This window comes from Streptomyces sp. NPDC006435 (genome assembly GCF_040612315.1).
In the GTDB taxonomy this organism is placed as follows: Bacteria; Actinomycetota; Actinomycetes; order Streptomycetales; family Streptomycetaceae; genus Streptomyces.
The window spans coordinates 147317-160656 of record NZ_JBEXPY010000008.1; the positions used below are offsets into that span (position 1 = coordinate 147317).

14 protein-coding genes, 1 tRNA gene and 1 riboswitch are annotated in these 13340 nt (G+C 69.3%); of the genes, 7 read left to right on the forward strand and 8 right to left on the reverse strand.

What is annotated here, in order from left to right; translation table 11 throughout:
• Positions 1-94: 94 nt before the first annotated feature.
• Entirely contained in the window at positions 95-1360 is a 1266-nt protein-coding gene (locus ABZZ04_RS11950; RefSeq protein ID WP_356932055.1) for a PTS transporter subunit EIIC, read from the reverse strand.
• Between the two features lie 258 nt (positions 1361-1618).
• Entirely contained in the window at positions 1619-2929 is a 1311-nt protein-coding gene (locus ABZZ04_RS11955) for a PTS transporter subunit EIIC (protein ID WP_356932056.1), read from the reverse strand.
• A 222-nt stretch (positions 2930-3151) separates the two neighbouring features.
• On the opposite strand from ABZZ04_RS11955, the gene ABZZ04_RS11960 reads away from it, so the two are divergent.
• The 4 genes from ABZZ04_RS11960 to rdgB all read left to right on the forward strand — a co-directional run bounded on the left by ABZZ04_RS11960 (position 3152) and on the right by rdgB (position 5525).
• Positions 3152-3385: a PTS glucose/sucrose transporter subunit IIB gene (locus ABZZ04_RS11960; RefSeq protein ID WP_148838179.1), complete on the forward strand. Its 234-nt coding sequence runs from the start codon at positions 3152-3154 to the stop codon at positions 3383-3385.
• Positions 3386-3644: 259 nt separating this feature from the next.
• Positions 3645-4382 carry a ribonuclease PH gene (rph, locus tag ABZZ04_RS11965; RefSeq protein ID WP_356932057.1) on the forward strand — a complete coding sequence of 246 codons (738 nt, stop codon included), beginning with the start codon at positions 3645-3647 and terminating at the stop codon, positions 4380-4382.
• 102 nt (positions 4383-4484) lie between these two features.
• Complete coding sequence (locus ABZZ04_RS11970) at positions 4485-4880, forward strand: hypothetical protein (RefSeq protein WP_356932058.1); 396 nt, start codon at positions 4485-4487, stop codon at positions 4878-4880.
• Between the two features lie 42 nt (positions 4881-4922).
• Positions 4923-5525: an RdgB/HAM1 family non-canonical purine NTP pyrophosphatase gene (gene rdgB, locus ABZZ04_RS11975; RefSeq protein ID WP_356932059.1), complete on the forward strand. Its 603-nt coding sequence runs from the start codon at positions 4923-4925 to the stop codon at positions 5523-5525.
• Between the two features lie 44 nt (positions 5526-5569).
• Here rdgB and ABZZ04_RS11980 read toward each other — a convergent pair.
• From ABZZ04_RS11980 to bcp, 5 genes are all read right to left on the reverse strand, one after another.
• A tRNA-Leu gene (locus ABZZ04_RS11980) sits at positions 5570-5653 on the reverse strand.
• Between the two features lie 12 nt (positions 5654-5665).
• Entirely contained in the window at positions 5666-6331 is a 666-nt protein-coding gene (locus tag ABZZ04_RS11985) for an HNH endonuclease (RefSeq protein ID WP_356932060.1), read from the reverse strand.
• Entirely contained in the window at positions 6328-6969 is a 642-nt protein-coding gene (locus ABZZ04_RS11990; protein WP_356932061.1) for an HNH endonuclease signature motif containing protein, read from the reverse strand. Before ABZZ04_RS11990 ends, ABZZ04_RS11985 begins: the two co-directional genes overlap by 4 nt.
• A gap of 160 nt (positions 6970-7129) precedes the next feature.
• Positions 7130-8626 (reverse strand): glycine betaine/L-proline transporter ProP, encoded by a 1497-nt coding sequence (gene proP / locus ABZZ04_RS11995; RefSeq protein ID WP_356932063.1) that lies wholly within the window; start codon positions 8624-8626, stop codon positions 7130-7132.
• Positions 8627-8705: 79 nt separating this feature from the next.
• The gene (gene bcp, locus ABZZ04_RS12000) at positions 8706-9173 is read right to left on the reverse strand and encodes a thioredoxin-dependent thiol peroxidase (RefSeq protein WP_356932064.1); all 468 of its coding nucleotides are present in this window, start codon (positions 9171-9173) and stop codon (positions 8706-8708) included.
• A gap of 154 nt (positions 9174-9327) precedes the next feature.
• Here bcp and ABZZ04_RS12005 point away from each other — a divergent pair, with 154 nt between their 5' ends.
• The 3 genes from ABZZ04_RS12005 (at position 9328) to ABZZ04_RS12015 (ending at position 10647) form a co-directional block, all read left to right on the forward strand.
• Positions 9328-9648 carry a DUF3618 domain-containing protein gene (locus ABZZ04_RS12005; protein WP_356932065.1) on the forward strand — a complete coding sequence of 107 codons (321 nt, stop codon included), beginning with the start codon at positions 9328-9330 and terminating at the stop codon, positions 9646-9648.
• Positions 9649-9709: 61 nt separating this feature from the next.
• The gene (locus ABZZ04_RS12010) at positions 9710-10048 is read left to right on the forward strand and encodes a co-chaperone GroES (protein WP_030923137.1); all 339 of its coding nucleotides are present in this window, start codon (positions 9710-9712) and stop codon (positions 10046-10048) included.
• Between the two features lie 167 nt (positions 10049-10215).
• Positions 10216-10287, forward strand: a riboswitch (guanidine-III (ykkC-III) riboswitch).
• 39 nt (positions 10288-10326) lie between these two features.
• Positions 10327-10647, forward strand: coding sequence for a multidrug efflux SMR transporter (locus ABZZ04_RS12015; protein ID WP_124723313.1), 321 nt, complete (start codon positions 10327-10329; stop codon positions 10645-10647).
• On the opposite strand, the gene ABZZ04_RS12020 is transcribed toward ABZZ04_RS12015, so the two are convergent.
• A complete protein-coding gene (locus tag ABZZ04_RS12020) occupies positions 10641-13172 on the reverse strand; it encodes a transglycosylase domain-containing protein (RefSeq protein ID WP_356932066.1) in 2532 nt (843 codons plus the stop codon). The two genes, ABZZ04_RS12015 and ABZZ04_RS12020, sit on opposite strands and share 7 nt — an antisense overlap.
• Positions 13173-13340 lie beyond the last annotated feature (168 nt).

Below are 13340 nucleotides of genomic sequence, written 5' to 3' on the forward strand. Positions count from 1 at the left end.
AGCCCCTCACCTCCCGTCCGGGGAGATCCTCCCGCCCGGGGAGATGAGGGGCTTCGCCGTGCGACGCGGGTGCGCGGCGCGGGGTGTGCGGGACCTACTTGGCCTCGGCCTTGAGGAGCTCGGCGAGCTCCTCGTCGGACTCGCGGCCCGGGGTCGGCAGGTTGAACTTCGTGATCGCGAACCGGAAGACCACGTAGTACACCGCCGCGAAGCAGAGGCCGACCAGCACCAGCATCCACGGCTTGCTCGCGATGCCCAGGTTCAGTCCGAAGTCGACGAGGCCGGCCGAGAAGCCGAAGCCGTCCTTCATCCCGAGCCCCCAGGTCAGCGCCATCGAGACACCGGTCAGCACCGCGTGGACCGCGTACAGGACCGGGGCGATGAACATGAACGTGAACTCGATCGGCTCGGTCACACCGGTGACGAACGAGGTGAGCGCGAGGGAGAACATCATGCCGCCGACGACCTTGCGGCGCTCCGGACGGGCGCAGTGCACGATCGCCAGGCAGGCCGCCGGGAGGGCGAACATCATGATCGGGAAGAAGCCGGTCATGAACTGTCCGGCCGTCGGGTCACCGGCCAGGAAGCGGTTGATGTCGCCGCTCTTGCCCTCGAACTCACCGGCCTGGAACCACGGGAACGAGTTCAGCAGGTGGTGCATGCCGACCGGGATCAGCGCACGGTTGGCGACACCGAAGATGCCCGCGCCGACCGCGCCGGAACCGACCAGCCACTCGCCGAAGTTGTGCAGCCCGGTGCCCAGGACCGGCCAGATGTAGCCGAAGACGATGCCGATGACCAGACCCGCGAAGGCGGAGAGGATCGGGACCAGGCGGCGGCCGCCGAAGAAGCCCGCCCAGGCCGGCAGCTTCGTGCGGTAGAACCGCTGGTAGAGCAGTGCGACGACGAGGCCCATCACCACACCGCCGAGGACCTTGGCGTCCACGGGGGCGTCCGCCATCACGACCTTGCCGTCGACGACCGTCGCGACCTGCGGCAGATTGCTGTCCGTGAAGGTGGCCAGCACCTTCTGGAAGACCAGGTAGCCGGTGACGGCCGCGAGCGCGGTCGAACCGTCGGACTTCTTGGCGAAACCGATCGCGATGCCGACGGCGAACAGCAGCGCCATGTTGTCGAGGATCGCGTTGCCGCCCGCGGCCATGAAGGTCGCGATCTTGGTGATGAAGCCCGGGAACGACTCCCGGCCGAGCATGTCGTTGTTGCCGAGCCGGACCAGGAGGGCCGCCGCGGGCAGCACCGCGACCGGCAGCATGAGGCTGCGGCCGATGCGCTGCATGACCGCCATCACGCCGGCGCCCTTCTTCTTGGTGACCGCGGGTGCGGTGTCTGCCGTGGACATCAACTTCCTCCATTGGACAAGGCGCCGCCCGGATCGTTGACGGGGGAGGCGGCGACTCGAAGAACGCGGCAGAGCGCCACGTGGTCTGGACCACTCAGTGGTGTAGACCAGTTGTAACACGGTGAGCGTTGTATAAGGAACCTGCGATTCCCGATTGATTCGCATGAGCAACACCACACGTTCGGCGACATGACGAAGGCCCCCGGACCGCACGGTCCGGGGGCCTTCGCCGGCCGGGTCGCCGACCCGGCCGAAGTGCTACTTCGTGAGGTCCCTCTCGATCTCCGCCTCCAGCTCGTCGGGCTCGCGCCCCGGCGTCTGGAGGTCGAACCTGGTGATCGCGAACCGGAAGATCACGTAGTACACGGCGGCGAACGCCAGCCCGATCGGAATGATCAGCCAGGGCTTGGTCGCCAGACTCCAGTTGATGACGTAGTCGATCAGCCCCGCGGAGAAGCTGAAGCCGTCCTTGACCCCCAGCGCCCAGGTCACCGCCATCGAGACACCGGTGAGCACCGCGTGGATCCCGTACAGCAGCGGCGCCACGAAGAGGAACGAGTACTCGATCGGCTCGGTGATGCCCGTCACGAACGACGTCAGGGCGACCGAGAGCATCATGCCGCCGACCGCCTTGCGGCGGTTCGGCTTGGCGCAGTGGTAGATCGCCAGCGCCGCCGCGGGCAGGGCGAACATCATGATCGGGAAGAAGCCCGAGGTGAACTGCCCGGCCGTCGGGTCGCCCGCCAGGAACCGGTTGATGTCGCCGTGCACGACCGTCCCGTCCGGCTTGGTGAAGTCGCCGAACTGGAACCAGATGAAGGTGTTCAGGAACTGGTGCAGCCCGATGACCAGCAGGGCGCGGTTGGCGACGCCGAAGATGCCCGAACCCACCCAGTCCAGGTCCACCAGCCACTTGGAGAAGCTCGTCAGGCCGTCGCCGATCGGCTGCCACAGCCAGGCGCACAGCGCCGCGAAGAGCAGACCGACGAACGCCATGATGATCGGGACGAGCCGGCGGCCGTTGAAGAAGCCCAGCCAGTCCACCAGCTTGACCCGGTGGTACCGCTGCCAGAACCAGGCGGACAGCAGCCCCATCACGATGCCGCCGAACACCCCGGGATTCTGGTACGCGGCCGCCGTGACCTTGGCGTCCTTCGTCACGCAGGTGCCGAACCAGGTGCCGCCCGAGGTGAACGTCTCACCCGGGGCGCAGTCCACCGGGAAGGCGTGCAGCACCGCGTAGTACACGAGGAAGCCGGCCACCGCGGCGAGCGCGGTCGAACCGTCCGACTTCTTGGCCATGCCGATCGCGACACCGACGCAGAACAGCAGCGGAAGGCCGAGTCCCGAATCGAGCAGCGCGCCGCCCGCCGCCGCGAACACCTTGGCGACGTTGTTCCAGCCCAGCCCCTCGTTGCCGAATACGTCCGGCTGGCCCAACCGGTTGAGAATGCCCGCCGCGGGCAGCACCGCGATCGGCAGCTGGAGGCTGCGTCCCATCTTCTGAAGGCCCTGGAAGAAGCCGTTCCACCAGGTCTTCCGCGGCACTTCGGCGCTGGTTGAGCTCATCGGCATCCTCCCGGGACGAGGCGCGTTCGGCAGTCGTTGCAGAATGGTGTAGACCAGTTGGGGTACGGTGCGTAACCCGCCTGGAAGACAGGGCGCCAGTGATCGTCATCATTGAGGACGGTCCAGTCACTCGCTCGCGAAGCTGGGCCAAACGTGCGTTACGGTGACGAAACGGACCCATGGTGGGCCGTCGCACGCATGTGAAGAACCAGGGAGAAGGCCATGGCCAGCAAGGCTGAGAAGATCGTCGCCGGGCTCGGCGGTATCGACAACATCGACGAGATCGAAGGCTGCATCACCCGCCTCCGCACCGAGGTCCACGACGCGAGCAAGGTCGACGAAGCCGCGCTCAAGGCCGCCGGCGCCCACGGCGTCGTCAAGATGGGCACCGCGATCCAGGTCGTCATCGGCACCGACGCCGACCCCATCGCCGCCGACATCGAAGACATGATGTGACCGGCCACCACACCCCCCGCTGAACCGGACGACCCGGCACCGGCGCAGGCCCCACCCACCCCGGGTCGGGGCCTGCGCCGGTGCCGGCCCCGCGTCGGCTCCGGTACTGGTTCCGCGTCGGCTCCGGTGCCGGTCACCGGTGCCGGCCGGGCCCCCGCGACCGGGCCCCGCCCCGCCCCGACCGCCCCTCGCCCTCACGACCGGCCCCCCGTCCCGCACCCGAACGGCCGCCACCCCCGCACCCGATAGGGTCGACGCCATGTCTCGTATCGACGGCCGCACCCCCGAACAGCTCCGCCCCGTCACCATCGAACGCGGATGGAGCAAGCACGCCGAGGGCTCCGTACTCATCTCCTTCGGCGACACCAAGGTCTTCTGCACCGCCTCCGTCACCGAGGGCGTCCCCCGCTGGCGCAAGGGCAGCGGCGAGGGCTGGGTCACCGCCGAGTACTCGATGCTGCCCCGCTCCACCAACACCCGCGGCGACCGCGAATCCGTACGCGGCAAGATCGGCGGCCGCACCCACGAGATCAGCCGCCTCATCGGCCGCTCCCTGCGCGCCGTCATCGACTACAAGGCGCTCGGCGAGAACACCATCGTCCTCGACTGCGACGTCCTCCAGGCCGACGGCGGCACCCGCACCGCCGCCATCACCGGCGCCTACGTCGCCCTCGCCGACGCCGTCGCCTGGGCCCAGCGCAAGAAGATCGTCAAGCACGGCCGCAAGCCGCTGACCGACACCGTCTCCGCCATCAGCGTCGGCATCGTCGACGGCACCCCCCTCCTCGACCTCTGCTACGAGGAGGACGTCCGCGCCGAGACCGACATGAACGTCGTCTGCACCGGCGACGGCCGCTTCATCGAGGTCCAGGGCACCGCCGAGGCCGCCCCCTTCGACCGCAAGGAACTGGGCGCCCTCCTCGACCTCGCCACCGCCGGCTGCGCGGACCTGACCGTCCTCCAGAACGAGGCCCTCGCCCGCACTCTCGGCGAGTGATCGAGCAACCTTCCACGCTCTGCCCAGCGTCGTCATGAACACGGGCGCACGGTTCGAACCGTGCGCCCGTCCACATATCCGCACCCGGGGAGGAACCGCACCATGGCCAAGACCGCCCGCCGCCGCGCCACCGTCACGCTGACCCTGACCGCACTCGCGCTCGGGCTCACCGCGGCGACCGGCTGCAGCGCCGTCGACAAGGCACTCGACTGCGTCCGCACCGCCGACGCCATCGCCACCAGCGTCGACAACCTCCAGCAGGCCGTCTCCAACGCGACGAGCGACCCCACCCAGGCGTCCGAAGCCCTCGACGAGATCGAGAAGGAACTCGGCAAGCTCGGCGACGAGACCGACAACGCCGACCTCGGCAAGGCCGTCGACGACCTCGAAAAAGGCGTCGGCAACGTCCGCGACTCCATCGACAAGGGCGACGCCACCCCCGACATCACCCCGGTCGTCGACGCGGCCAAGGAGATCGGCAACGTCTGCACCCCCTGACCACCCCGGGCGGCCCTCGGAGCACCCCCGATACTGGGTGACATGACCCGCCTCATCCTTGCCACCCGCAACGCCGGGAAGATCACCGAACTCCACGCGATCCTCGCCGACGCAGGCCTCACCCACGAGCTCGTCGGCGCGGACGCGTACCCCGACATCCCCGACGTCAAGGAGACCGGCGTCACCTTCGCCGAGAACGCCCTGCTCAAGGCCCACGCCCTGGCCAGGGCCACCGGCCACCCCGCGATCGCCGACGACTCCGGCCTCTGCGTGGACGTGCTCGGCGGCGCCCCCGGCATCTTCTCCGCCCGCTGGGCCGGCACCCACGGCGACGACAGGGCCAACCTGGACCTGCTCCTGGCCCAGCTCTCCGACATCGACGAGGCCCACCGCGGCGCCCACTTCGCCTGCGCCGCCGCCCTCGCCCTCCCCGACGGCACGGAACGCGTGGTCGAGGGCCGCCTCACCGGCACCCTGCGCCACGTCCCCTCCGGCACGAACGGCTTCGGCTACGACCCGATCCTCCAGCCCGAGGGCGAGACCCGCACCTGCGCGGAACTGACCCCCGCGGAGAAGAACGCGATCAGCCACCGCGGCAAGGCGTTCCGGGCACTGGTGCCGGTGGTGCGGGAGTTGGTGGGGTGAGATACGCCGACGGGCCGCCCGGTCGCGGGCGGCCCGTCGAGATGTGCGGCCGGTGGGACTCGAACCCACACAGGATTTCTCCCAGATGCCCCTAAAACACCCGCCGATACCAGTTTGGCTACGGCCGCATGGTTGCCATGCTACCGGTCGACGGCTATTTGCCTACCCCGGCCTCCGCGGCACCAGGTGTCCGTGGAAGCGTGGCAATTGGGGCAGAGCAGCCTCAGATTCGCGGGCCGGTCGTCACTCCAGTCCCCATTGATGTGGTCGACCTCCAACGTCATCGGCTTCCCGAACCATTCGGGGCCGGTACCGCACTCCGCACACTCCTCCGGCACGCCGATTTCGCGTAGCGCTCGACGCAGCAGCGTGGTCTTCGTCCGGTATTTGCCGTCATGCTTGACCAGGATGCCCTCGTGGCGCCTGGGAGGGACCAGGCCTGGCCTGCCTCGCTGATGAGCCTGTCCCAGGAAATGTGCCGTCGAGACGTTCTCGTCAGTGAGCCACTGACGCAACAGGGCGCGGTGCCTGCCGTTGTCCGGACGCCCGAGTCGGCGAAGCAGCCCGGCGATCGAGACTGATTCGGCAACTGCCGCACGCAGCTCTTCGGCGGTGGGCCGAGGGAGCCTGTCATGGGGTCGGAAATGTGAGATGTCGATGCCGAAGTGGGCGAATCGTCTCGCGAGGTACCTGCGGAGATGGTCGTAGGGCCGGGTGCCGAAGAAGGCGATGACCTCGTCGAGGCTGGAGCACTGCGCGGCGGCCTCTTCCAGCCGAACGCGGGTGTACTGCACACCGTCGCTCATGAGTCCGCACGCCCCTTGCCGCGCCCTCGGTAATTGTCCGTCGTCGAATGGCAGTTGGGGCAGAGGAACCGGAGGTTTTCGATGCGATTGTCTCGCCAGTTACCGTCGATGTGATCGACTTCCAGAGGGAGTGGGCGTCCCTGCCAGACGCTCTCCGTACCGCACATGGCGCACCGCTCCGGCACGCCCGAGGCCGTCATGGCCCACTTGATCCGGCCGCTCGGAATGCGTCGGGCTTGGGCCGGTGGTTGCTCGACGAGCAAGCCCTCCGGCGTGCGCGGACGCCGAGGCATTCCTCTCCGGGACGGCATTTTGAAGTGCGACGTGTCGATGCCGCACGCCTTGATGCGGCGGCTGATGTGGGTGTGATGGCCGCCGACCACGTCCAGCCCGAGGTGGCGCAACACCTCGCACATGTTCGTCGACGCCGAGACCGCCGCCTGGAGGATGTCCCGGGTCCACTTGACCTCCCGCTCGAAGTGGGATGTGTCCACTCCCAGCCTTTTCATCCGCCCGGATACGTACCGTCGCGTCGAACTCTTCGGATCCACCCCCAACCGCACCAAGGCCTCCGTCAGTGTCCGTGCCTCTCGGGCCGCCTCGATGAGCCGCTCTCGTGTGTACGGACTTGCCCCCATGCTTCCCCTCCGCATCCGGCCGCACGTTCGTGGCCTCGTACGGATCAACGAGCCGTTTATCGGGGCGTCACGTCCGATATCCGACAAGATGTGGAATGACCTGCGCCGTTTCGAGGAGGGTTGAAGCGGCGGTGGCCATTCCGGTGGGCGGGGGCCCGGGTCAGAACTTCGGTTCGGGGGTCCGGGATGCGACCAGTTCGGCTGCTTCCTCGTGGGTCTCCACCGACGGAGGGGAGCCGGCCAAGGGCTGCTGGGCGGTTTCCTCCATGCAGGCCACGGCGATCGCGCCGACCAGGGCCGCGGCCATCGCGTAGAAGGCCGGCATCAGGTTGCTGCCGCTCCAGCTGATCAGTGCCGTGATCACCAGCGGGGTCGTGCCGCCGAAGAGGGAGGCGGAGAGGTTGTAGCCCACGGAGAGGGAGCCGTAGCGGACCGGGGTGGGGAAGAGGGCCGGGAGGGCGGCGGACATCGTGCCGAGCATGCAGACCAGGGAGAGGCCCAGCATCAGCATGCCGGCCGTGATCGCGGGGATGCCGCCCCGGCGGATGAGGAGGAACGCGGGCAGGGAGAGGAGGAGGAAGCCGAGCATTCCGCTCATCAGGAGCGGTTTGCGGCCGAAGCGGTCGGAGAGCCTGCCGACCTGGTTGATGATCAGCATCAGGAGGACCATGACGGCGAGCAGGACGAGCAGTCCGTGGGTCTCGCTGTAGCCGAGCTCGTCGGAGAGGTAGGTCGGCATGTACGACAGCAGCATGTAGTCGGTGATGTTGTACGCGCCGACCAGGCAGACGCAGAGGATCAGTGACGGCCAGTGCTGCCGGAAGATCCTGGCGAGGTCGCCCCTGGTGGTGGTCTCGACGTGGTCGGCGGCCTCCGAGGCGTGGACGGTGCCGCCCTCCAGTTTCTGGAAGGCGGGGGTCTCGTCCAGCCGCAGCCGCAGGTAGAGGCCGACCAGGCCGAGGGGGCCCGCGACGAGGAACGGGATGCGCCAGCCCCAGGCGTCCATCCGGGCGGGGTCGAGGACCGCGGTCAGCGCGGTGACGAGCCCGGCGGCGCCGACGTAGCCGGCCAGGGTGCCGAATTCGAGGAAGCTGCCGAAGTAGCCGCGGCGCTTGTCGGGGGCGTACTCGGCGATGAAGGTGGACGCGCCGCCGTACTCGCCGCCGGTGGAGAAGCCCTGGACCAGGCGGAAGAAGATCAGCAGGACGGGGGCCCAGAGGCCGATGGCGTCGTGGGAGGGGATGACGCCGATCGCGAAGGTGCCGACCGCCATCAGGATCATGGTGAGGGCGAGGACCTTCTTGCGGCCGATCCGGTCGCCCATGGGGCCGAAGAACATTCCGCCGAGGGGGCGTACGAGGAAGGCGACGGCGAAGGTGGCGAACGAGGAGAGGAGCTGGGTGGTGTCGTTCCCGGACGGGAAGAAGACGTGGCCCAGGGTGACGGCCAGGTAGGAGTAGATCCCGAAGTCGAACCACTCCATGGCGTTGCCGAGCGAGGCCGCCTTCACCGCCCGCTTGACCGCCTGGTCGTCGGTGATGGTGATGTCCGACCTGCGCAGCCTCGGGTTCCTCCGCTGCCGGATGGCGCGGAAGAGGGTGGGGTGGCGTCTGACCGCTGCGGGGTCGGACGCCCGGTGGGGGTCGGTGGCCGCCATGGCCGGTCCTTTCCTGGAGGGCTCCTCCAGGAAAGGCTTCTGCGCGGTCATGGCGGCCGCAAACCGGGCGGCGCCCGGGTCAGATGCCGAGATCCTTGATGATCTTGGCGACGTGGCCGGTGGCCCGGACGTTGTAGAGGGCCCGTTCGACCTTGCCGTCCTCGTCGACGACGATCGTGGAGCGGATGACGCCGGTCACCGTTTTGCCGTAGAGCTTCTTCTCGCCGAAGGCGCCGTACGCCTCGAGGGTCTCCTTGGAGGGGTCGCCGACCAGCGTGACCTTCAGGTTCTCCTTCTCGCGGAACTTGGCGAGCTTCTCGGGCTTGTCGGGGGAGACACCGATGACGTCGTACCCGGCGCCGGTGAGCAGCTCCAGGTTGTCGGTGAAGTCGCACGCCTGCTTGGTGCAGCCGGGGGTGAGGGCGGCCGGGTAGAAGTAGACGATGACCTTGCGGCCCTTGTGGTCGGCGAGCGAGACCTCGTTGCCGTCGGCGTCGGGAAGCGTGAAGGCGGGGGCGGTGTCGCCGGGCTGGAGTCGCTCGCTCATGGTTCTCCTCGGGTGGCACGTCGGATGACGGGACCGAGCGTAACGACCCGGGGAGCAATAGGGGTGCCGCCGAGTGCGCGGGCGGTCGAGCTGACAGACTGTCGATGAAGATTCAGACGAAGGTTTACCGGACGACGACCACGGAGGCGGCGCAGTGTCGGATGCCAGGACCCCTGCGCAGATCGAGGCGGACATCATCAGCAGGCGTGAGCAGCTTGCGGTGGTGCTCGATGAGATCGGGGTGCGCGTGCACCCGAATACGATCATTGGGGATGTGAAGGCCAGGGCTGCCGAGGCCGTGGACCGGACGGCCGGGCGGGCGTTCGTCGCGGTGAACCGGGCGGTGTCGGACGTGAAGGCGCAGTTCGTGTCGGAGGACGGTGCTCCGCGTCTGGAGCGGGTGATCCCGGCGGCGCTGCTCGGGGTGGGGGTCGTGGGTCTGGTCGTGGCGTCGAAGCGGCGCCGGAAGCGTTGACGCGGCGGTCCGTGCACCCCGGAGGCGTGCGGAGTCGCGCCGGACAGGTAGGTTGCGGGGCGTGAGCGAGAACACCGACGACAAGCTGCCCATCCGCATGCTGCACGACCGTGTGCTGGTCCGGTCCGATACGCCCGAGGGCGAGCGGCGCTCGGGTGGCGGCATCCTGATTCCGGCGACCGCTGCGGTCGGCCGTCGGCTGGCCTGGGCCGTGGTGGTCGCGGTGGGCCAGAACGTACGGACGGTGGAGCCGGGCGACCGGGTGCTGTACGACCCCGAGGACCGTGCGGAGGTCGAGGTGCGGGGTGTGGCGTACGTGCTGATGCGCGAGCGGGACCTGCACGCGGTGGCGGCGGACCGGTTCGAGGGTTCGGTGGATTCGACCGGGCTGTATCTGTAGCTGCCGGGGCCCTGCCGGTCCGGAGCCGTGGCTGCCGCGGGCGCCGGGGATGCCGGCGTCGGTGCCGGGCCGTGTTCGTGGTCCTGCCCCGTCCTGTTCCGCCCGCTGCGGCGGCCCTGTTCATGATGGTGGGCAAAGGGCCCGGTGACCGACGTCACCGGGCCCTTTGCCTGTTCTTTGCTACGGTGGGACCACCCCGACGAGACGCGCCGTACCGGGTTTCGCAAAGACGACGCACCCGTGTTGTTCGCGTGTTCTGTCTCGTCGGAGGTGCCGTCATGGCGTGGGTCCTGCTCGTTGTCGCCGGTCTGCTGGAAGTGGCCTGGTCGATCGGGATGAAGTACACCGAGGGGTTCACCCGGCTGTGGCCGAGTGTGTTCACCGGGCTCGGGATCGTGGCGAGCATGGTGTTGCTGTCCCATGCGGCCAGGACGCTGCCGATCGGTACGGCGTACGGCGTGTGGGTGGGCATCGGCGCGGCCGGGGCGGCGGTGCTCGGCATGGTGGTGCTGAACGAGCCGGTGACCGCCGCCCGGATCTTCTTCGTCTGTCTGCTGCTGGTCGCCGTCGTGGGGCTGAAGGCGACCTCGGGTCACTGACCGGGGCCGGGGGCGGGACCGGGAGCGGCGGGGCCCGGGGCCGGGGTGCCCCGGTTGCCGGGGGCGAATCCGTAGCCGCCGGGGCCTTGGGTGTTCCCGCCCCCGTTTCCTCCGCCGTTGTCGTTGCCGCCGGTGTTGTCGCCGCCCTGGGTGCCGCCGTTGTCCCCGCCGCCGTTCTGTGCGCCGCCGTTGTCCGTCGTGCCGTCGGTGGGGGTGCCGGTGTCGGTGCCTCCGGTGGCCGGTTCGCTGTTGCCGGGGGTGGTGGGGGTGTTCGGCGAGGTGTTGCCGGGGGTGCCGGCCGGGGTGCTGGGGGTGGACTCGGAGGGGGTTCCGGTGTCCTGGGGGCCGGTCTCCTCGTCGGTGGGCGGGAGGGGTTCCTCGACTCCGCTCTCCAGATCGAGGTCGAAGTCCCGGGCCTCGGTGCCGCGCAGGGCGGCCTCGGTGTACTGGGCCCAGGTCCGGGCGGGTGGGCCGCCGCCGTTGACGCGGGCCAGGCCGAGTGCTCCGTACAGCGGTTTCTGCACCCCGGTCTCGGGGTCCTGGCCCATGACGGCGATGACGGTGGTCAGGTCGGGGGTGTAGCCGGCGAACCAGGCGGCCTTGTCCTCCTCGGCGGTGCCGGTCTTGCCGGCGGCGGGGCGGCCCGCGGCCTGGGCGGCGGTGCCGGTGCCGCCCTCGACGACGCTCCGGAGGATCGCGGTCGTGGTGTCGGCGGCCTCGCGGGGGACGGCCTGTTCGGTGGTGCCGCGGTCGGGGAGCTCGACGTCCTCGCCGTTCTTGGTGACCTTCTCGACGAGGGTGTACGTGCCGTGCCGTCCGTGGTTGGCGAGGGTGGCGTACGCCTCGGCCATGTCGAGGACGCTGGCGGTGGCGACGCCGAGCGCGTTGGACGGGTACGCGGTGAGGTCCGGGGTGTTCTCGGGGAGACCGAGGTCGATGGCGGTCCGTTTCACCTCGGCCGGTCCGACGTCCTCGGCCATCTGGGCGTAGACGGCGTTGACGGACTTGTCGGTGGCGGTGGAGACGGTGATGGGCCCGTAGCTGATGTCGTCCTCGTTGGCGGGGGCGTAGCCGGTGGGGCCGTCGGGGCCCTGGACCATGCGCTTGTTGGTGCCGTCGTAGACGGTGTCGGGGGTGATGCGGCGACCGTCCCGGGTGGTGGAGCGGTTGGCGACGGCGGAGGCGAAGACGAAGGGCTTGAAGGTGGAGCCGACCTGGTAGTCGCGGCGGGTGGCGTTGTTGACGTACTGCTTGGTGTAGTCGATGCCGCCGTACATGGCGACGACCCGGCCGGTGCCGGGGTCGACGGAGGCGCCGCCGACGCGGACGTTGCGGTCGGCCGGGCGGTCGGGGCTGGTCTGGGACATGACGTTGTCGTCGACGGCGGCGACGAGTGCGTCCTGCTTCTTCCGTTCCAGGGTGGTGGTGATCCGGTGGCCGCCGGTGGCAAGGGTGTTCTCGTCGATGATCTTGTTGCTGGTGAGGTAGTCCTCGACGGCCTGGACGATGTAGCCGCGCTGTCCGGAGAGTCCGGTGGACGGCTTGACCTTGCCGGGCACGGGGAACTGCATGGCGGCGCGGTCGGCCGGGGTGAGCCACTTCTCCTTGACCATGCCGTCGAGCACGTAGTTCCAGCGGCCGAGGGCCGCGGCCTTGTTCTGGGGGTGGACGACGACGTCGTAGGCGCTGGGGGCGTTGAGGAGGGAGGCGAGGTAGGCGCCCTCGGCGGTGGTGATCTCCTCGACGTCCTTGCCGTAGTAGGCCTGGGCGGCGGCCTGGATGCCGTAGGCGTTGCGGCCGAAGTAGCTGGTGTTGAGGTAGCCCTCGAAGATCTGGTCCTTGGACTCCTCGCGGTTGAGCTTGACCGCGATGAAGAACTCCTTGGCCTTGCGGATGACGGTCTGTTCCTGGCCCAGGTAGTAGTTCTTGACGTACTGCTGGGTGATGGTCGAGCCGCCCTGTTTGCCCTTGCCGGTGAGGGTGTTCCAGGCAGCGCGGGTCATGGCCTTGAGGTCGACGGCCCGTTCGGAGTAGAAGTCGCGGTCCTCCGCGGCGAGGACGGCGTGCCGGACGGTGAGGGGGACCTGGGCGAGCTTGACGTTCTCCCGGTTGACCTCGCCGGAGCGGGCGAGGGTGCTGCCGTCCTCGTAGAGGTAGACGTTGGACTGTGCGGTGGCGCTGGCGTTGGCGGGCGGGATGTCGACGAGTTCGTACCCGGCGATGAAGCCGCCGATCAGGAGCAGGGCGAGGAGGAGCACGGCGCCGAGGGTCATCCGCCAGGTGGGGACGGCGCGGCGCCAGCCGGTGCGCTTGGGGCGTCCGGTTCTCTTCGCACTGCCGCTTCCGGGACCGGTCCCGGGGGTTCCGGCGGCCCCGGCGGTCCCATCGGTTCCGGGGGTGTCTCTGCCGTCGGCCGCCGCCGCGGCGTCGCCGCCGTCGCCCGGGGCGTCGTGGGAGGCCGGGTCCCTGGGGGCCCAGCCCCGGGGCTCGCGTTCCCCGTTCGGCTGCTGTGGCTCGTCGCTCATTTCCGTACGGACTCCTCGGAAGCGGTCACTTCCCCCATAGTGCCCTTTTCTCCGGAACAACCACCGGATCGACCTCCGAAAAGCGGTCGCGGCGGCCGTCCCGGCTGCACTAGGGTCGTGCGCTTTGGTGTCCGAAGCCGTCGGGCACCCGATCTGATGGGTGGTGGA